Source organism: Brucella pituitosa (assembly GCF_965577835.1).
Taxonomy (GTDB): Bacteria; Pseudomonadota; Alphaproteobacteria; order Rhizobiales; family Rhizobiaceae; genus Brucella; species Brucella pituitosa.
Genome location: NZ_OZ264093.1, coordinates 689,888 through 710,257, shown reverse-complemented (window position 1 = coordinate 710,257; position 20,370 = coordinate 689,888). Strand labels below are relative to the sequence as shown.

The following is a 20,370-nucleotide window of genomic DNA, read 5'->3' as shown; positions in this document are numbered from 1 at the left end:
CCATGAATATTGAATCTGCCTTGAATGACGGTGCCAATGTCTTCGAACTGGCACCAATTTCCCTGTGGCTTGAGGACTATAGCGGACTGCGTGCGCAGTTCGAACAATGGCGAAAACTCGGCGTTACAGATCTTAGGGCGTTTCTTCACGAAGACACGACCCGCTTGCGCATCTGCACAAGCCTCATCCGTGTTCTCAAGGTCAACCGCAAAACTCTGTCTCTTTATGAGGCGCGTGACGTCAACCATCTGATCGAAAATCTTGAGCGCGTTTTCCGCGACGACATGCTCGATCCGCATATTGAAGAAATGGTTCAGCTCTGGAACGGCGACAACGCCTTCATCAGCGATACAGTGAATTATTCGCTAGGCGGCAAGCGCCTCGACATCCAGCTCAAAGGCGTGGTTTTGCCGGGCCATGAGGAAAGCTGGGACCGCGTTCTTTTGTCCATCGAAGACGTGACAGCACGTGAAGAGGCCCGACGCGAGCAAAACAAGCACAAACAGCACGCAGAAGGCTTGTTTGAGCATTCTCCTGTCTCACTTTGGGTGGAAGACTTCAGCCGTATCAAACAGATGATGGACGATATCCGCGAGCGCGGCATCGTCGACTTCCGCGTTTTCACTGATGTACATCCTGAATTCGTGCGCCAATGCATGAGCGAAATTCGCGTTCTGGATATCAATCGGGAAACACTCGAACTGTTTCTCGCGCCAGACAAACAGACGCTTCTGCAAAACCTGCCGAACGTTTTCAAAGCCGATATGGAAACCAATTTCCGCGAGCAACTGATCGACCTGTGGAATGGCGTACTGTTTCAGCGCCGCGAAGTTGTCAATTATGCGCTCGACGGAACCGAACGGCATTTGCTCCTGCAATTCTCGGTCCTGCCCGGCCACGAAGAAGACTGGTCACTTGTTCAGGTCGCACTTGCAGACATTACAGCGCGCAAGAAAGCCGAAGCCTATCTCGAATATCTTGGCAAGCATGATGTGCTGACCAAGCTGCATAATCGCGCCTTCTATGTTGATGAGTTGAACCGCCTCGAGCGCAAGGGACACGCACTTGTCTCAATCATCATCATCGATCTCAATGGCCTGAAGGCAGCCAATGACCAGCTTGGACATGCGAGCGGCGATGGCTTGCTGCGCCGCATCGGTGAAGTGTTGAATGAGGCTGTAAAGCTGCCGGGCCATGCTGCCCGTATTGGCGGCGACGAATTTGCAGTCGTGCTGCCTTATGTCGATGAGCGCGGTGCAGAAGCCGTCATGGAAGATATCCGCCGACTGGTCGATATCAACAACCAGTATTACTCGCAGCTCAAAATCGAGCTTTCGATGGGCACCGCCACCAGCATGCCCGGCGAAAAACTGGAAACGGTTGCGAAGCGTGCAGACCTTCTGATGTATGAAGACAAGCGCATGCACTATTCAACGGAAGCGCTGCGAAAGTCACAACTTTCCTGATCAGTCATCAAACTTGATAATCGTCTTGCCCCGTGTGAGATCGGTGACAAGCTGCGCCAATTCACTTTGAACAGCGAGCGGCATCGCGCCGGTCATTTCCACACCGGTTGCTATGAAATTTTCGTTTGCAATGGTGACGTGCTCGACAGCCGTAAGACGCGCTTTAAGAAGTGCGTGATCTGAAAAATCACAAGCCAACGAAAAGCCGATCACCGGGATCACCTCGGTTTTCTCGGCTTGCCGCAGGCACATTGCCGCCGTGCCACCATAAGCCCGCATCAACCCCCCACTGCCAAGCAGAATGCCCCCGAACCAGCGCGTGACGACGACCACGATATTATCAAGCTGCTGCCCGTCGATTGCTTGCAGAATGGGTTTTCCTGCCGTGCCGCTCGGCTCGCCGTCGTCACTGAAACGGTAGTTCTGCCCGATGCGCCACGCCCAGCAATTATGGTTAGCCGCAAGATCGGAATGCTCAGTCAGAAAATCCTTAGCCGCCTGTTCATTTGCCACTGGCGCAGCAATGGCCAGAAACCGGCTCTTCTTGATCTCCTGCGTGATGGTTTCAATGCGACTGATGGTGAACATGGCTATCCTGCAAACGGTATTTTTGCGACCTAGCATTTTACGTTGCGGATGACGACTCCTTATGCCTGCGTTAGCATTGCACACATACAAACTAGGGTATAAGGCATTGAAAAATGAGCTGCGCTTCCTGCCTGCCGCTCACCCCTGCCGATAATATGAAAGGTCCGCCGATGTTCGATCTGATTGTAAGAAACGCCAATCTTCCCGACGGACGTGAACAGCAGGACATTCTGGTCAAGGACGGCAAGATCGCCGATATCGTACCCTCCAGGGGCGAACATCAGGCAGCCAAGGAAATCGATGCAACCGACCGGCTCGTAACCCCGCCATTCGTCGATCCGCATTTCCATATGGACGCGACCCTGTCGCTCGGCCTGCCGCGCCTCAACCGTTCCGGTACTCTTCTTGAAGGTATCGCGCTCTGGGGCGAATTGAAGCCGATGCTGACCGTTGAAGCCATGGTCGAGCGCGCGCTGCGTTATTGCGATCTGGCCGTTTCGCAGGGCCTGCTGGCAATCCGCAGCCACGTCGATGTCAGCGACCCGCGCCTTCTCACAGCGACCGCGATGATTGAAGTACGCGAGAAGGTAAAGCCTTATATCGATCTGCAGCTCGTGGCCTTCCCGCAGGACGGTTATTACCGTTCGCCGGGCGCGGTCGATCTCGTCAATCGCTCGCTCGATATGGGTCTTGATGTCGTGGGCGGCATCCCGCATTTCGAGCGCACAATGGCCGATGGCGCCGCTTCGCTCGAAGAACTCTGCCGCATTGCTGCTGAACGCGGCCTGCCGGTCGATATCCATTGCGATGAAAGCGATGATCCGATGTCGCGCCATGTCGAAACGCTGGCCGCGCAGACAATGCGCTTCGGCTTGCAGGGCCGCGTTTCCGGTTCGCACCTCACCTCCATGCATTCCATGGACAATTATTACGTCTCGAAGCTCATTCCGCTGATTGCGGAAGCGAAGATGAACGCCATTCCGAACCCGCTCATCAACATCACGCTACAGGGCCGTGCCGACACTTATCCGAAGCGCCGTGGCATGACCCGTGTGCCGGAACTGATGGCTGCCGGTGTCAATGTCGCCTTTGGCCATGATTGCGTTATGGACCCCTGGTACTCGATGGGTTCCGGCGACATGCTTGAAGTTGGCCATATGGCTGTCCATGTTGCGCAGATGACTTCAATCGAAGGCAAGAAGCAGGTTTTCGATGCACTCACTGTCAATTCCGCCAAGGCGCTCAGCCTCGAAGGCTATGGCCTTGCCAAGGGTTGCAATGCCGACTTCGTGGTGCTGCAGGCACGTGACCCGATTGAAGCACTGCGCCTCAAGGCCAACCGCCTGACCGTCGTCAAGCGCGGCAAGATCATCGCTGAGACCCCACAACGCATCAGCGCGCTCAACCTCGAAGGTCGCCCGTCATCGGTTGACGGGGCAGATTACGCGCCAATCAGCTAACAATATCAGCAGTTTCGGCCTACCCGGCAGATTGCCGGATGAGCGAACAGGAACAGTCGCGGCTGGAAAAGTCGTGCCTATTTTTGAGGCCGCGACCTAATTCGCTTGTATTCGAGGCAGATTGAGCAAAGATAGAACCGTTGCTCATACATTCTGCTCACACAAAACGAAGCAACCGGCAGTGCAGTCCCGGCACGCCGAAAACACACACGAGGGGTCCATGGCCAAAATCATCAAAACATCGAACTTTACCCGCCGCGACATTCTTGCGATGTCTGCGGCTCTCGGTGCAACCGCCATCACAACGCGCGTTTTTGCGGCTGACGAGAAGCTCAAGGTTGCGGGCATTCACGCTTCGCCGGTCGAAAATGCGTGGAACTCGCGTCTTCATGAAGCGCTCAAGCAGGCGCATGACGAAGGCGTCATCGAATATGTATTCTCCGAAGGCGTTTCAGCCAGCGATTACCCACGCGCCATGCGCGAATATGCCGAACAGGGCATCAAGCTGATCGTCGGCGAATCTTATGCCGTTGAACGCGAAGCGCGTCAGGTTGCAGGCGACTATCCGCAAACCACATTCATCATGGGCTCTTCCGGCAAAGAACAGGGCGACAATTTCGGTGTTTTCGGCACATGGAATTTTGAAGCAGCCTACCTTGCAGGTATGCTCGCCGGCGGCATGAGCAAGTCGGGCACTTTCGGTTCAGTCGGCGCTATTCCAATCCCTGAAGTCAACATGCTCATCAATGCGTTTCAGGAAGGCGTGAAAGAAACCCGCCCGGATGCGAAGTTCAATGCATCGTTCATCGGCACGTTCTTCGATCCACCGAAGGCACGCGAAGCTGGCCTCGCCCAGATCGACGCTGGCGCAGACATTCTGTTTGGCGAACGCATTGGTACAGCAGACGCTGCCAAGGAACGCGGCATCAAGGCAATCGGCTCGCTGATCGACTATACACCGCGCTATCCAGACACTGTCTTCGCCAATGCGATGTGGTACTTCCGCCCGATCCTCAATGCAGCCATTGCTGATGTTAAGGCTGGATCGCCAACCGGCAAGGATTACACACCATTCAGCCTCATGAAGGAAGGCGGTAACGATATCGTTTACGTCAAGGGCGCTGCGCCTGCAGAAGTTGAAGCTAAGATGGAAGCGCGCCGTGCCGAGATCAAGGCAGGCACTTTCAAGATCGAGCCAAATCCGGCTGAGCCTAAGTAATAAACATTCACGGCAGCAGAAGTGGCACTCGATATGAAGCAACAGGATGCAACCGCGCTCGCCAACGCGATCGCGAAGGGCGTTTTGACCGCACGAGAGGCTATGGATGCTGCCGTTGAAGCCGCAGAAAAATGGCGCCCTCTGGGCGCCATTGCATATCTCGACGCAGAACTTGGGCGCAGCAATGCGACTGCCGTCGATACCAATCCGGACAAAGCACCTTTTGCTGGTGTGCCATCGCTGTTCAAAGATCTGGGCGGACCTTGCGCTGGCCTGCCAATCCGCCTTGGCTCACGCGCCTGTGCAGATGCGCCGCTCGAACTTGATTCAGAACTGGCCGCGCGACTGCGCAAAGCCGGACTGAATTTCTTTGGAACGACAACCGTGCCGGAGTTCGGCATGGCGCTTGCCAGTGAACCTCTCGACGGCCCCGTCGCGCGACATCCCTTCGATGAGAGGCTGTCCCCTGCCGGTTCATCTGGCGGCGCTGCAGCAGCTGTTGCAGCGGGCATCGTTTCGATAGCACACGCCACAGATGCTGGTGGCTCGATCCGCGTTCCAGCGGCCACATGCGGACTTATTGGTTTGAAGCCAAGCCGTGGTGCCATGCCAGCCGGTCCGCTTTTCGGCAATTATCTTGCAGGCATTGCGAGCGAATTTACCCTTTGTCGTTCAATCCGCGATGCAAAAACTTTGTTCCCACTTGTCGCTGGCAAGATCGAAAGCTTCCTTCCCGACGTAGCACTTGCATCAGACACAGTGCCCGAAAAATTGCGCATCGGCATTATTTCAGGCGATCTCGGTAAATATCCGGTGACGGCTGAACGCAAACAAGTGGTTGCTGACGCCGCGCACTTTCTGGAAGCACAGGGCCACGCGATCCGTGCCATCGATGCAGGTGTGCTTTCATCACTCATCGATGCCAGCGCTACAGCCTTTGACCGGATTATCTCAGCCAATCTCGCATCGGCAATTGATGCTTTTTCGATGGATGAAGCAAAACTCGAAAGACTGACACAAGCTGTCGCTTCGCGTGGGCGCAAGCTCGGCGCTATCGAGCTTTATGACGCCATGAATGGCGGCGTGATGACCGCCTATCAGCTCTGGCAGATTTTCCATGATGTCGATGTACTGATTACGCCGATGCTCGCAAGCGCTCCACAGCCAATCGGCTCTTACGCGATGGATCACGACGATGTGGACGCACATTGGCATAAGATGAATGAATTTGCGCCTTATGCGGCCCTGGCCAATATTTCCGGTTTCCCGGCGCTTTCCATGCCTTTTGGCGAGGACGCAAATGGTATGCCACTTGCAATTCAGTTGATTGGACGAATGGGAGCGGACAATCTTCTCTTGAACCTTGGCGAGCGTCTGGAGGAGGACCAGCGTTGGCAGCACAGATTTCCCGTTGCGGGGTTGAACACATGACCACCACAGTTCTTGAACTGCAAAACATCACCAAGCGGTTTGGCGCGCTTACCGCCAATGACGATATTTCGTTAAAGCTTGAGCGCGGCGAAATCCTCGCTTTCTTAGGCGAAAACGGCGCTGGCAAAACCACGCTGATGAATATCCTCTTCGGCCATTATGTGCCCGACGAAGGCCGCGTTTTCGTCAAGGGCGAGGAAATCCCGCAGGGCAAGCCCCGCGCCGCCATCGATGCAGGCGTTGGCATGGTGCACCAGCATTTCACGCTCGCGCCCAATCTCACCGTGCTTGAAAACATCATCACCGGCACCGAAAGCCTCTGGAAGCTCAAATCAGCGCACAGTGCTGCCCGCAGCAAGATTGCGGAAATCGCCAAGCGCTTTGGCTTGCAGGTCGATCCCGATGCGCGGCTTGGGGATCTGTCTGTTGGCGAGCAACAGCGCGTGGAAATTCTCAAAGCGCTCTATAACGACGCCGATATTCTGATCCTTGACGAGCCGACCGCCGTTCTGACGACACAGGAAGCCGAAAACCTCTTTGCGACACTGAAAGAGATGGCGCGTCAGGGCCTGTCGCTGATCTTCATCTCGCACAAACTGCATGAAGTCATGTCGGCAGCCGACCGCGTTGTCGTCCTGCGCGGCGGCAAGGTTGTGGCGGAGCGCAAGGCTTCCGAAACCTCGAAGGAGGAACTCGCCGAACTGATGGTTGGCCGTCGTGTTTCGCGCCCTTCGCTTGCAGCAGCTACGCCCGGCGAAACCTTGCTGGAAGCAAAGAATGTGTCCGTGGTTGAGGATGGCGCGACCCGCCTTAGCGATCTCAACTTTCACCTCCGCGCTGGCGAAACGTTAGGTATCATCGGTGTTTCGGGCAATGGGCAGGCAGCGCTCGGGCGTCTCGTTTCCGGCCTCAGCCAGCCTGCCAAGGGATCGCTTGTGATGTTCGGACAGGCCATCACCAAATTCGATCCACGCCAGTTTGTTGCGGAAGGTGTCGGCCGCATTCCAGAGGATCGCAATGCCGAAGGGGCAATCGGCGATCTGACACTCTGGGAAAATGCTGTGCTTGAACGCGTGCGCGATCCGCAGTTTTCCAATGGTCTTCTGGTCAACCGCACAGCTGCGCGCGAGTTCACCGATCGCATCATCAAGGATTTCGATGTGCGTGGCGGGACGCCCGACAGCCGCATTCGCCTGCTATCCGGCGGCAACATGCAGAAGCTTATTCTGGGTCGCAATCTTGAAACTGCCCCTCGTATCCTGATTGCGGCACAGCCGACACGCGGCCTCGACGAAGGTGCAGTTGCGGCCGTCCATGCCCGCATTCTGGAGGCGCGCGCCAAGGGTGCCGCCGTGCTGCTAATCTCGGAAGACCTGGATGAAATCATCGGCCTTGCCGACCGCGTGCAAGCCATCGTCAAGGGCAGGCTGTCACCACCAATTGATGCAAGCGAGGCCAACGCGCAAAGACTGGGCCTGATGATGGCTGGCGAATGGCAGACTAATTCCACAAAGGGGCTGAACTGATGCGTATTGAACGACGCGAAACACGGCCCATGGCACTGGTGGCAACCGCTCCGGTGATCGCCGTTCTTGCTGCCTTTGTGCTTGCTGGCCTGTTGATTGCAAGCGCTGGCGCGCCGGTCTTTGAATCCTTCCGCCAGATTGCGATTGGAGCCTTCGGCACGAAGCTTTCAATCACCGAAACACTGACACGTGCCACACCCTTGATGCTGACCGGACTTGCTGCGGCTGTCGCTTTCCGGTCCAAGCTGTGGAATATCGGCGCAGAAGGCCAGTTCTATATGGGGGCGCTGGCAGTTGTAGCACTTGGCACACAATTGGCGCTTCCTGCCCCGCTGCTCATTCCGCTTCTGCTGATCGTTGGCGCGATTGCTGGCATGATTTTCCTGCTTATTCCCCTCGGTCTTCGCCTGCGCTTCGGTGTTGATGAAGTCGTGACCACGCTGCTTCTCAATTTCGTTGCCGTGCTGTTCGTCTCGATGATGATCGAAGGCCCGATGAAAGACCCGCTCGCTTTCGGCTGGCCCCAATCGGAACCTGTACCGGATGCCGCCGTTCTGCCGAAAATCATGGCCGGCATGCGCCTCCATATCGGCATTCTGATCGCCATCGCGCTCGCTCTTATCATCGCCTATGTTCAGAATCGCACCGTCTTCGGCCTTGAGACCAAGGCTGCCGGTCTCAATCCGCAAGCCGCACGCTTTGCAGGCGTTCCGCTTGGCAAGACGCTGGTGAAAGTCGCCTGTATTTCCGGTGGTCTTGCAGGCCTTGCAGGCGCGATACAGGTCATGGGCGTGAAAGGTTACGTCACGACCGATCTCTCACCGGGCTTCGGCTATTCCGGCATTATCGTTGCCATGCTGGCCAATCTGAACCCAATCGGAGCAATCTTCTCCGCACTTTTTGCTGCCGCAATGTTTGTTGGGGCTGACGGCATGAGCCGCGCCATCGGCATTCCAAGCTTCATTGCCGATGTTACCGTGGCTCTGTCACTTCTGACCATGCTGGTTGCTCTGTTCTTCACACAATACAGGATCGCCCGATGAACGAGTTGATGGATATCCTGCTCTCCGCTGGCCTCTGGGTCTCGGTTCTTCGCATTGCCACGCCACTGATCTTCGGCACACTCGGCGCGCTTTATTGCGAACGTGCGGGCGTGCTCAATCTCGGCATCGAAGGCATTATGACCTTTGGTGCGATGATCGGCTGGCTGACGGTTTATAATGGTGCGGATCTCTGGGTCGGCGTGCTCGCAGCCGCTGCGTCAGGCGCGCTGTTCGGCCTGCTTCATGCGGCCCTCACCGTGCCGCTTGGCCTGTCGCAGCACGTAGTCGGCCTCGGCATCACGCTGTTTGCGTCGAGCCTCAGCTATTTCCTGTTCCGTCTTCTGGTGCCGCTTTCATCGACGCCGCCCACAATCACACCATTCCAGCCCATCAATCCATCCTGGCTTGCGGATATTCCGTTTATCGGACAGGTCCTCGGAACACAGACAGCCCTCACATGGATCGCCATTCCGCTGGCTCTCCTGCTTGGTTACGTGCTTTTCCGCACGCCGCTCGGCCTTGCCATCCGCATGACTGGCGAAAACCCACATGCTGCCGAAGCGCAAGGCATCAACCCGATTCGCGTTCGTATCTTCACGATCATGTTCGGCAGCGCCTTAATGGCTGTCGGCGGCTCTTTTCTGACACTCTCCGCTTTCAACTCGTTCTTCCCCACTATGATGCAGGGACGAGGCTGGGTATGCATTGCACTCGTCGTATTTGCCTCGTGGAAGCCTGCCCGCGCGCTTCTGGGCGCATTGCTCTTCGCACTGTTTGATGCGTTCCAGCTGCGCCTGCAGACGGTCTATGGCAAGGTCGTGCCTTACCAGCTCTTCCTGATGATCCCTTACATCATGTCGATTGTGGCGCTCATCGTCATGGCGCGCCGCGCACGTGTTCCGCAGGCACTGATGCAGCCTTATCGTCGCGGCGAGCGATGAGCAAAAAAGCGGCGGCATGTTTGCCGCCGCTTTTATATTATAATCAGGCGCTATAGCGCTTCTGACCATCCATCCAGGTTTCACTGACCTTGATCTTGCTGATCTTCGTCGGCTCAACCTTCGTCGGGTCTTCTTCGAGAATCGCGAAATCAGCGCATTTGCCTTCTTCGAGACTTCCGACAATATCATCCATCCTGCAATGATAGGCCGCATCAATGGTTACGGCGCGCAGCGCCTGCTCCACAGGGATACGCTCATCGGGAAAGAACACGTCGCCCCCGTCATTCATGACACGTGCGACAGCATCCTCGACATAGCGCAGCGGTTCAATCGGCGTCACATTCCAGTCAGAGTGAAATGAAATACGCAGGCCTTCAGCCAGTGCGGTTGCACATGGGTCGTAGAATTTCGCACGATCAGGTCCAAGAATTTCGTCACGAAAGGCCTTGCCCCACCAGCGCACATGTCCGATGAGAAAGGAGGGTTGCAGCCCGAGCTCTTTTGCCTTTTGCATCTGGTCCTGATGGAAGACGCTGCAATGCTCAATGCGATGACGATGATCATCACGCGGCATTTCCTTCAACACCGCTTCATAGGCTGCGATCGTTGCATCGATTGCCGCATCACCATTGGCGTGAACACCGACCTGCCAGCCGCCCTGATGCGCACGACGGACCGCAGCGGTCAACTGTTCAAGCGTATAGTTCATCGCGCCACGATCATTTGTCCCGAGATAGTTTTCACGCTGATAGCCGGTGCGGGCCTGATTGGAACCGTCAGCCCAGGCTTTGATGCCATCATAGCGATAAAGATCGCTGCCACGTCCCGGTTTGATGTTCATTTTCTCCCACTGATCCATGGCGGTCGAGACCAGCATGCCGCGATATCGGATCGGCGGGTTCTGCGACATAACCTGATCCAGCAGTGCCAGATGCTCTGCTGGCGCCATCATTCCTACACCGCAGTCATGCAGCGATGTGCAGCCAACCGATGCAGCCTTATCGAGCATACGCCGGATACTGGTCGAGACGTCAGCCGCCGTAGGCAGGGGCATTTTCTCGATAAATGCATTGAACGCAGGCGGCTCTTCAAGACGACCGCTCAATTGACCGTTGGGTGTTTTGACGTAACGCGCCTCAGGAGGGTTCGGTGTCTTATCGGTGATGCCTATCAGCGCAAAGGCCTTGCTATTGGCATAAGCGATGTGGCCGTTGCTCTCCATCATGAAAAATGGATTGTTCGGTGCCAGCTCATCCAGCTCTGCCAAGGTCGGGATATGAGCCCCCTTGGTGATGCTGGGATCGAATTGCTTGGCGCGCACCCATTCGCCTTCACCGGCCTTGCTGACGCCATTACGCAGCATGCTCCAGACCTGCTCGAATGTCGGCGTGGTGATAGGGCTGACGTCGATCCAGTCATCCATGACGACAAAGACCGAATGCATATGCGGATCGATCAGACCCGGCATCAGCGTTCTGCCATCCAGCTCTACAATACGTGTAGTTTTATCACGAAACTTGTCGACATGCTCTGCGGTGCCGACTGCGAGGATACGGTTTCCACGCACAGCGATTGCCTCGGCGTTCGGTGTTTCGGAATTAAGCGTGAGAATGGTTCCGTGACGGAAGATCACATCGGCCGGAGCATTAGCGCTCGACAGGTTGCCCTTGGCCATTGCGGGCTCCACCGCCGTTGCGGCAAAGGCCGTGGCAGCAGCACCGCCCATGTATTTAAGGAAGTCGCGTCGTGAAGTCGTGTGCTTAAATACAGCCATCAGTCCGGGATTGCAGGCTAAACACATGGGTCGTAATTCCTATAAATGGGGGAATATTTTGCCTTACCCATCAAAAAGAACAACAAAAATCATAAATAGGCAAATAAAATAAGAATTCCATATTTATATTATAATTATCTAAAACATTTATCACTTATACTAAGTACAACATTACATAAAACTTGAAACAAAAACGGCGCCCGAAGGCGCCGTTCTTCTGTAAATCAAGCAGATCAAGCAACGCTCGACTTGCCGCTCTTTTCAAAGCGCTTGCGTTCATTTGGATCAAGATAGAGCTTGCGCAGGCGGATCGACTTTGGCGTCACTTCAACCAGTTCGTCGTCCTGAATCCACGACAGAGCGCGTTCCAGTGTCATACGGATCGGAGGCGTCAGCTTAACTGCTTCGTCCTTGCCCGAGGCGCGAACGTTGGTGAGCTTCTTGCCCTTCAATACGTTGACTTCCAGATCGTTATCGCGGCTGTGAATGCCGATCAGCATGCCCTGATAAACCTTGACGCCAGCATCAATGATCATCGGACCACGATCTTCAAGGTTGAAGAGAGCGTAGGCAACTGCTTCACCCTGATCGTTGGAAATCAGAACGCCATTGTTACGGCCAGCGATTTCGCCCTTGTATGGCTGATAATCATGGAACAAACGGTTCATGATCGCCGTGCCGCGCGTATCGGTCAGAAGTTCCGACTGATAGCCGATAAGACCACGGGTCGGTGCGTAGAAGACCATGCGTACGCGATTGCCGCCCGACGGACGCAGCTCGACCATTTCGGCCTTGCGCTCGGACATCTTCTGAACAACGGTGCCGGAATATTCTTCATCAACGTCGATGACGACTTCTTCGACCGGCTCGAGCATTTCGCCGTTTTCGCCTTCTTTCATGACGACGCGCGGACGCGAAACGCCAAGCTCGAAGCCTTCACGGCGCATGTTTTCGATCAGAACAGCAAGCTGCAATTCGCCACGACCGGAAACGAAGAAGGAATCCTTCTCGCTTGATTCTTCGATCTTGAGCGCAACATTGCCTTCAGCTTCTTTCATCAGACGGTCGCGGATAACGCGGCTCGTTACCTTATCGCCTTCGGTGCCAGCATATGGGCTGTCATTGACGATGAAGGACATGGTCACTGTTGGCGGATCGATTGGCTGTGCTTCAAGCGGCACGCTTACCGAAGGATCGCAGAATGTGTCAGCAACCGTACCTTTGGAAAGACCAGCAATCGCAACGATGTCGCCTGCATGGGCTTCATCGATTGCCTGGCGCTCAATACCGCGGAACGCAAGGATCTTCGAAATACGGCCAGTTTCCAGAAGCGAACCGTCCTGACCAAGAACCTTGACGGCCTGGTTCGACTTGATCGAGCCCGAATGAATACGACCAGTGATGATGCGGCCAAGGAATGGATCGGCTTCAAGGATCGTACCGATCATGCTGAACGGACCTTCAGCAACCTTAGGCTGCGGAACGTGCTTGAGAACCAGATCGAACAGCGGAGCCAGACCTTCGTCCTGCGGACCTTCCGGGTTCAGCGCCATCCAGCCGTTACGGCCCGAACCGTAAAGAACCGGGAAGTCGAGCTGTTCGTCGGTGGCATCGAGATTGGCGAAGAGGTCGAAGACTTCGTTGATGACTTCTTCATGACGGCCATCCGGACGGTCGATCTTGTTGATCGCGACGATTGGCTTCAGGCCAACCTTGAGCGCCTTGCCAACGACGAACTTCGTCTGTGGCATTGGGCCTTCAGCGGCGTCAACGAGAACGATAGCACCGTCTACCATCGAAAGGATACGCTCAACTTCACCGCCGAAGTCGGCGTGGCCTGGCGTATCGACGATGTTGATGCGGGTGTTCTTCCAGACAACCGAAGTTGCCTTGGCGAGAATGGTGATGCCGCGCTCGCGCTCGATATCGTTGGAGTCCATCATGCGTTCTGCAACGCGCTGATTGTCACGGAAAGAGCCGGACTGCTTCAGCAGTTCGTCGACCAGTGTGGTTTTGCCATGATCGACGTGTGCGATAATAGCGATATTACGCAATTCCATATGGAGATCACTTCTATATGAGTTGGGAGCCGCGCCAAGATGGATGCACGGAAAATCAATGGGGCGCTCTTACAGGTTTTTTTGCCTTTTAGAAAGGGGCAGCGCGAAACTGCCCCTCAATTAACCCGAAAAGGCCGGATTTATTTGCTTTTTTACACTGCCATTCTGACAGTTTTTTGTCGGCCAGGCCTATAAAAGCGTTCCAGACAAAATTACCAGCGCAACACTGAAGTAGATCACAAGGCCCGTCACGTCGACCAAAGTGGCAACAAAAGGTGCTGATGCACTGGCTGGATCAAACCCAAGTCGTTTGAGAATGAATGGCAGCATCGAACCCGTTACCGAGCCGAATGTCACAATACAGACCAGCGCCATGCCGACTGTTGCGGCTACCAGAATCCAGTGCTCGCCGTAATCGTAAATACCGAGCTTCTGCCACAGCGCGATACGCACCATGCCAATCAGGCCCAGAAAGCTGCCCAGTGCCAGACCGGTCGGCACTTCGCGGATCGCGACCCGCCACCAGTCTTTAAGCCTGACTTCCTGAAGTGCAAGCGCGCGGATGATCAGTGACGTTGCCTGTGAGCCGGAATTGCCGCCCGAAGACATGATGAGCGGAATGAACAGCGTCAGCACTAGTGCTTTTTCCAATTCCAGTTCAAAATGCTGCATGGCACTTGCCGTCAGCATTTCGCCCAGAAACAGGATGCCCAGCCAGCCCGCACGCTTCTTGAGCATCTCGCCAAAGCCGATACGCATATAAGGTTTGTCAAGCGCCTCCATACCACCGAAGCGATAAGCGTCTTCACTGGCTTCTTCTGTCATGGCATCCAGCACATCATCGACAGTTACAATGCCGATGATGTGGCGGCTGTCATCAACGACAGGAACGGCCAACAGGTCGTGCTTACGGAACAGACGCGCGACATCCTCGCGATCCGCATGTGGCGAGATCGTGATCGGATCGTCATCACGAGCAAGAGACAGGATCGGCTCGTCCAGCTCACGAATGATCAGACGGCGCAAACTGACAACACCCAGCAAAACGCGGCTTTGTGGATCAACCACATAGATTGCGTAAACAGTCTCACGCGTGCGCTCGACCTTGCGGATATGGTCGAGCGTCTGCCCGACATTCCAATTGGAAGGCACAGTGATGAATTCGATGGTCATCAAGCTACCAGCCGTGTTCGGCGGATAGCCCATGAGCTTCTTCAGCGCAGCCTTGGTTTCAGGCGCAAGAATGGGAAACAAACGCGCGCGATCGGCATCTTCCAGTTCCTGAAAGACATCGGTAGCACGGTCAGCGGACATACCATCAAGCAACAAACTGGCAGTGTTTGGAGGAAGGATGGCCAGAATTTCGGTTGCACGTTCCAGCTCCGGCTGGTCGAGCAGGCGGATAGCGTCTTCGTGGGAGAGTTGGGCGATAACGGCTACTGCGTCATCGGCATCCAGCTCATTGACGATCTCGACCGCATCGCCCGTACGAATATCGGCGAGGCGGCTGGCAATTGCTGCAGCAGGGAGGTCGGCAACATTGAGCACTTCAGAGACGAAGTTGTTGTCGGGCTTAAGGCCGGTCATGGGCTTGCCTTTCTGTCGATCCGCCGTCAAAGACAGACCGTGCAAGCCGACCTCAAGCGATCAGATCACGAACTGCCTTGACGGCTGAAACAATCGACTGTGACTGTCGCTTGGCATAAGAGAATAAAGCTCCGGTTGAAATGCAGCCAGATAAAATGCGGCTGCGAGCGTGATGTGCCCCCGACGGCCCTCAAAGTCAAGCCCCGGCGCACGATGATGAAAGCTTTTTCATACTTGGTTTTAACTTGTCTGCTGCAAACGCAACCACAGCAGAAAAGCAATCGCGGCAATGAAGCCAAGAGCCGGGATCAGCGTTGCAAAAGCAATGACCGGATCACCCATAAGAGCCGCGATTGCACCGCCGGCAAGCCCGCCTCCCATTTGAAAGAAACCCATCATTGCGGATGCAGCACCCGCCATTTTGGGAAACGGCGCCATGCCCGCTGACGTCATCACAGGCATCACCAGAGCAACGCCGAAAGCAAAGAGCGCCATCGGCAACATCACGAGCAAATAGGATGGCTCGAAAATGCGCAGCAGCGTTGCGATAAGAATACTGGCAATGACCATGGCGACATATCCGGCCGCGGCCAGCTGTCGGGGACGATAGGCCTGCATCAACCGCCGAAACAGCAGACTGCCCGCAAAATAACAGCTCGTTTGCAGAAGCAGTCCCATGCCAAATTGTGTGGCCGTCATGCCCACGCGTCCCATCAGGATGAAGGGCAGAATGGTCGCCGCCGTGTATAACCCGCCAGTCGTACCGCCGACCCCAAGGCTTGCGTAAATGAATTGGCGGCTGGTCAGCAGTGTGCGGTAAGAGCGCAGCAGTTCATTCGGTCGAATCCGGCTAAGATCACGAGTGACCGTTTCCTTGATGATGAAGATCGCCATCAGGACGACCAGAATGCCCAGGCAGACCATTACGATGAAAATTGCCTGCCAGCCGAAGAGCTCCATGGTGAGACCACCCAATGTCGGCGCCACAGCCGGTCCCACCGCAATGACAATGCCTATGAGGTTCATCACACGGGCCGATGCCTCATGGGTGAAAAGATCACGCACGATTGCGCGTGAAATCGTAACCCCTACAGCCGCTCCCACGCCTTGCAGAAACCGTGCCACCAACAGCATATCGATGGTCGTTGCGAATAGAGCGAGGATGCTGGCAGCAAGGTAAATCACCATGAAGGCGATCGTGATGGGCCTTCGCCCGAAGCCGTCCGACAACGGCCCGCAGATAAGCTGCGAAAAGCAAAAGCCTGCGAGATAGACCGATATGGTGAGCTTCACCATCGCTTCTGTCGTGCCAAAGGCATGAACAATCTCGGTCATGGCTGGCGTATAGAGCGCCATCGACATGAGGCCCAGTGCGGCCAGAAGGCCACCGATAACGCCGACCCGCAATTCGCTCATCACTGGCTTTGCATCCTGGGCGGTGTGATGATCAGGCGCCACATTCATGGATTGCTACAATCGCTCTCGGCCAGACAGCGGTGGAAACCCGCAACCCAAGGCCTAATCTTTGAGGAAAATTAAGTACCCACATTTTCATGAGAGCAAGCCGTCTTTCATCCCTATTCTCTGCATGGGGCACGGTCAAGCAAAGGCCCACCCGCAGAACGCCCATTCAGACCGAAAGCTTAGGAAACACCCTTGCCCCGCTGTCATTGAGCTCCTAAGTCTGGTGAATATCGAATTCATTTGAGTGAGAGTTTCATGATGTCCGACAAGCCCACCTATAATCACGCACTGACCGAATGGAATGGACCTCTGGGGTTGCCGGATTTCGCTGCGTTCAAGGATGATGATTTCGCACCCGCATTCGAGGCTGCACTTGCGGAAGATCTTGCCGAAGTGGAAGCCATTGCCAATGAAACCACTGAGCCAACTATTGAAAATACGCTCAAGGCTTTGCAGCTAACCGGCAAATCCCTCGACCGCGTATCTTCGGTTTTCTGGATGCGCGCTGGAGCGCACAGCAATGATGATATCCAGGCGCTGGAGCGCGAGATCGCTCCAAAAATGTCGCGGCACTACTCGCGCATCATGATGGACCCTAAATTGTTTGCGCGCATCGATGCGCTTTATGAAAATCGCGACCATCTTGATCTGGATATCGAAACCAAGCGCGTGCTGGAAAAAACCTGGAAAGGGTTTGTTCGTTCCGGTGCCAGGCTTGATGAAGCTGGCAAGAAGGAACTGGCGGGCATCAATGAAAAGCTTGCCGGGCTTGGTGCGCGCTTCGGTCAGAACGTGCTGAAGGATGAATCAAGTTGGGCGCTTTTCATCACGGATGAAGCCGACCTCGCAGGCCTTCCGGATTTCCTCAAAAACGCCATGCAAAGTGCGGCAGCAGAGCGCGGCCAGCCCGACGCATGGGCGGTTACGCTATCACGTTCGATTGTCGAGCCGTTCCTTTCCTTCTCGGAAAACCGCGAATTGCGCGAACAGGCCTTTAACGCATGGGGCAAGCGCGGCGAAAATGGCGGCGAGACCGACAATCGCGAGATTGTGCGCGAAATGGTGGAACTGCGTGAGCGCAAGGCTCATCTGCTCGGTTACGCCAATTTCGCGGCCTACAAGCTCGACGACACCATGGCCAAGACGCCGAAAGCCGTTATGGACCTGCTGGAACCTGTATGGGACAAGGCCCGCGCCAAAGCGCATGAAGAAGAAACCGAACTTGAACGGCTGATTGTGGCCAATGGTGGAAACCACAAGGTTGCGCCGTGGGACTGGCGCTTTTATGCGGAAAAGCTTCGTGCTGAACGTTTCGCGTTCGATGAGGCGGAATTGAAGCCATATCTGCAGCTCGAAAAAATCATTGAAGCAAGCTTCGATGTGGCGACCCGTCTTTTCGGCATCCGTTTCGAGGAGAAGAAAGGCATCACCACATGGCATCCGGACGTAAGGGTGTTTCAGGTCCTGAATGCCGATGGCAGCGAACGCGGTCTTTTCCTCGGCGACTATTTCGCCCGCACCTCCAAGCGCTCCGGTGCATGGATGAGCGCATTGCAATCAAGCCATAAGCTCGATGCCGGGCAAAAGCCGATCATCTACAATGTGATGAATTTTGCAAAACCCAAGGCCGGTGAACCAGCGCTGCTTTCGCTGGACGACGCGCGCACATTGTTCCATGAGTTCGGCCATGCGCTGCATGGGCTTCTGTCGGATGTGACCTGGCCAGCAGTTTCCGGCACCGCCGTTTCGCGCGACTTTGTCGAACTGCCGTCACAGCTCTATGAACATTGGCTGACAATCCCCGCTGTTCTTGAAAAATATGCCGTGCATTATCGCACGGGCGAAGCGATGCCAAAGGCGCTGCTCGACAAGGTGCTCGCGGCCCGCTCGTTCAATGCAGGGTTCAACACGGTCGAATTCACCTCGTCGGCACTTGTCGATATGGCTTTTCATACGGGCAATGAAAAGATCACCGACCCACTGGCTTTTGAGGCAGCAACACTGAAAAAGCTGTCGATGCCTGATGCCATCATCATGCGTCATCGCACGCCGCACTTCACCCACGTTTTCTCCGGTGATGGCTACTCAGCCGGTTACTATTCCTACATGTGGTCGGAAGTGCTGGATGCCGATGCATTCTCGGCATTTGAAGAAACGGGCGATGCGTTCAACCCGGAACTGGCTGCGAAGCTCAAACAATATATCTATTCTGCCGGAGGCAGCCGCGATCCGGAAGAGCTTTACAAAGCCTTCCGCGGCAAGATGCCAACGCCGGATGCAATGATTGAAAAGCGTGGGTTAAATTAAGAGTATCTCAATAAAAAGGCCGGGGAACCGGCCTTTTCAGTTCTTGTGGCTGAGAACATTCACAAGACGTCCATAGGGATCACGCACAAAGAAACGGCGCACGCCCCATTCTTCATCACTCGGTCCATATTCGACAGCAAAGCCAGCAGCAGTCATCCGCTCAAGCACTGCATCAACATCATCGACTTCGATGGAAAGATCGGGCACTGGCGTGCCCGATCCGCCTTCGGTGGCAAAGCTGATCTGCACCCGCGCGTCCGCATCAGCGGCATAGGTCACGATCCAGCCGTGGTCCATCACCACATCGAGTTCCAGCACGTCTCCATAGAAACGCTTCGCGGCCGACAGATTATCGGCGGCTATATTGGATACGATGCGGCGGACGGCCATCAATATTCGCCGAGTTTGATGTCCGGCGTATAGTCGACGCCGTCGACTTCTTTCACCACTGGCTGGCCGCAATGCAGAACACCCGTTGCCGCGTTGAATGCATAGGTCGGGGAGCCGTAAAGCTGCCAGCCCTTGTTAAGCGCTGCGGTAACGCGGTGGCAGAATGCGGAATCGTCCGGGCCAGTGATGAAACGGTAGAGCTTCATAATCTTTCTTCCTTTGTTATGATTATGAGTTGGATTTCGCGAGCAGGCGCTCAGCCATTTCGAGATGCAGACGTTCGACCATCTGGCCATCCAGCGACACGACGCCCTTGTCGGCATTTTCGGGTCTGGCGAAGGCCGAAATCACCGCACGGGCATGAGCCACATCTTCGTCTGAGGGCGAAAAGGCACGGTTGGCCGCCTCAATTTGCGAAGGATGAATGAGCGTCTTGCCATCGAACCCCATCAGAGCCGCCTGCATGCACTCGGCTTCATGCCCAACGCTGTCGCGAAAGTCGTTATAAACCCCGTCCAGCACATCGATACCGCCAGCGCGCGCAGCGAGAATGATCTGCATAAGCCATGGGATCAGATAGGGCCGTCCGGCTTGCGGACGGACGCCCGTTGCTCGCGCTATATCGTTTGGCCCAACCACAAAGCAGCCAAGCCTTGCTGCAGAACGATGCCCGAGAACTGCAATTTCATCGGCATTGAGAATGCCACGGGGCGTCTCGATCATTGCCCATACACGCACGTCGAGATCTGCATCGTTGCGATCAAGCCGGTTCGCCGTATCGATAACATCCTGCGGTCGTTCCACCTTCGGCAGAAGCACAGCATCAGCCCCGATTTTAGCAGCGGCAGTCACGTCAGCCTTACCCCATTCAGTATCGGCTGCATTGACCCGCACAACGCGCTCAAAACCAACTTTCGGATGCTCGGCAAAATGTGCGGACAGCGCATCACGCGCAGCAATTTTTGCTTCAGGCGCAACGGAATCTTCCAGATCGTAGATCACGCAATCTGCTGCAAGCGTCAGTGACTTTTCGAGCGCCCGACTATTGGATGCGGGTAGGAACAATACGGAACGGCGTGGGCGAGCAATTGTTTTCATGTGCAATTTGTGCACC

Annotated in this window: 16 protein-coding genes; 8 read left to right on the top strand and 8 right to left on the bottom strand. The window is 55.4% G+C overall.

Annotated elements, in window-relative coordinates; genetic code table 11:
* Window positions 1-2 precede the first annotated feature (2 nt).
* Window positions 3-1,466: a sensor domain-containing diguanylate cyclase gene (locus ACSME1_RS14515; protein WP_024897644.1), complete on the top strand. Its 1,464-nt coding sequence runs from the start codon at window positions 3-5 to the stop codon at window positions 1,464-1,466.
* Here ACSME1_RS14515 and ACSME1_RS14510 read toward each other — a convergent pair whose 3' ends face one another.
* Window positions 1,467-2,054 (bottom strand): IMPACT family protein, encoded by a 588-nt coding sequence (locus ACSME1_RS14510; RefSeq protein WP_024897643.1) that lies wholly within the window; start codon window positions 2,052-2,054, stop codon window positions 1,467-1,469.
* A 170-nt stretch (window positions 2,055-2,224) separates the two neighbouring features.
* Between ACSME1_RS14510 and ACSME1_RS14505 the strand changes: the two genes are divergently transcribed.
* The 6 genes from ACSME1_RS14505 to ACSME1_RS14480 all read left to right on the top strand — a co-directional run bounded on the left by ACSME1_RS14505 (window position 2,225) and on the right by ACSME1_RS14480 (window position 9,674).
* Window positions 2,225-3,514: an amidohydrolase family protein gene (locus ACSME1_RS14505; protein WP_024897642.1), complete on the top strand. Its 1,290-nt coding sequence runs from the start codon at window positions 2,225-2,227 to the stop codon at window positions 3,512-3,514.
* A 229-nt stretch (window positions 3,515-3,743) separates the two neighbouring features.
* Window positions 3,744-4,733, top strand: coding sequence for a BMP family protein (locus ACSME1_RS14500; protein ID WP_374844447.1), 990 nt, complete (start codon window positions 3,744-3,746; stop codon window positions 4,731-4,733).
* Between the two features lie 33 nt (window positions 4,734-4,766).
* Window positions 4,767-6,164, top strand: coding sequence for an amidase (locus tag ACSME1_RS14495; RefSeq protein WP_435655417.1), 1,398 nt, complete (start codon window positions 4,767-4,769; stop codon window positions 6,162-6,164).
* A complete protein-coding gene (locus tag ACSME1_RS14490) occupies window positions 6,161-7,690 on the top strand; it encodes an ABC transporter ATP-binding protein (protein WP_435655416.1) in 1,530 nt (509 codons plus the stop codon). Before ACSME1_RS14495 ends, ACSME1_RS14490 begins: the two co-directional genes overlap by 4 nt.
* Window positions 7,690-8,733: an ABC transporter permease gene (locus ACSME1_RS14485; RefSeq protein ID WP_024897638.1), complete on the top strand. Its 1,044-nt coding sequence runs from the start codon at window positions 7,690-7,692 to the stop codon at window positions 8,731-8,733. Before ACSME1_RS14490 ends, ACSME1_RS14485 begins: the two co-directional genes overlap by 1 nt.
* On the top strand, window positions 8,730-9,674 hold the full coding sequence (locus ACSME1_RS14480; RefSeq protein WP_024897637.1) for an ABC transporter permease: 945 nt from the start codon (window positions 8,730-8,732) through the stop codon (window positions 9,672-9,674). The genes ACSME1_RS14485 and ACSME1_RS14480 overlap by 4 nt, the downstream gene beginning before the upstream one ends.
* Window positions 9,675-9,717: 43 nt before the next feature.
* Here ACSME1_RS14480 and ACSME1_RS14475 read toward each other — a convergent pair whose 3' ends face one another.
* From ACSME1_RS14475 to ACSME1_RS14460, 4 genes are all read right to left on the bottom strand, one after another.
* Complete coding sequence (locus tag ACSME1_RS14475; protein WP_024897636.1) at window positions 9,718-11,475, bottom strand: amidohydrolase; 1,758 nt, start codon at window positions 11,473-11,475, stop codon at window positions 9,718-9,720.
* A gap of 206 nt (window positions 11,476-11,681) precedes the next feature.
* Window positions 11,682-13,508: a translational GTPase TypA gene (typA, locus tag ACSME1_RS14470; RefSeq protein ID WP_024897635.1), complete on the bottom strand. Its 1,827-nt coding sequence runs from the start codon at window positions 13,506-13,508 to the stop codon at window positions 11,682-11,684.
* A 189-nt stretch (window positions 13,509-13,697) separates the two neighbouring features.
* On the bottom strand, window positions 13,698-15,095 hold the full coding sequence (gene mgtE / locus ACSME1_RS14465) for a magnesium transporter (protein WP_024897634.1): 1,398 nt from the start codon (window positions 15,093-15,095) through the stop codon (window positions 13,698-13,700).
* Between the two features lie 240 nt (window positions 15,096-15,335).
* Window positions 15,336-16,511: a multidrug effflux MFS transporter gene (locus tag ACSME1_RS14460; protein ID WP_244430456.1), complete on the bottom strand. Its 1,176-nt coding sequence runs from the start codon at window positions 16,509-16,511 to the stop codon at window positions 15,336-15,338.
* A 306-nt stretch (window positions 16,512-16,817) separates the two neighbouring features.
* On the opposite strand from ACSME1_RS14460, the gene ACSME1_RS14455 reads away from it, so the two are divergent.
* Window positions 16,818-18,866: a M3 family metallopeptidase gene (locus ACSME1_RS14455; protein WP_024897632.1), complete on the top strand. Its 2,049-nt coding sequence runs from the start codon at window positions 16,818-16,820 to the stop codon at window positions 18,864-18,866.
* 36 nt (window positions 18,867-18,902) lie between these two features.
* Here ACSME1_RS14455 and ACSME1_RS14450 read toward each other — a convergent pair whose 3' ends face one another.
* The 3 genes from ACSME1_RS14450 to ACSME1_RS14440 are packed head-to-tail and all read right to left on the bottom strand — an operon-like array spanning window position 18,903 to window position 20,354.
* A complete protein-coding gene (locus tag ACSME1_RS14450) occupies window positions 18,903-19,256 on the bottom strand; it encodes a VOC family protein (RefSeq protein ID WP_024897631.1) in 354 nt (117 codons plus the stop codon).
* Window positions 19,256-19,462: a DUF1737 domain-containing protein gene (locus ACSME1_RS14445; protein WP_007877777.1), complete on the bottom strand. Its 207-nt coding sequence runs from the start codon at window positions 19,460-19,462 to the stop codon at window positions 19,256-19,258. Before ACSME1_RS14445 ends, ACSME1_RS14450 begins: the two co-directional genes overlap by 1 nt.
* A gap of 22 nt (window positions 19,463-19,484) precedes the next feature.
* Complete coding sequence (locus tag ACSME1_RS14440; protein WP_036567285.1) at window positions 19,485-20,354, bottom strand: HpcH/HpaI aldolase/citrate lyase family protein; 870 nt, start codon at window positions 20,352-20,354, stop codon at window positions 19,485-19,487.
* Window positions 20,355-20,370: the final 16 nt, after the last annotated feature.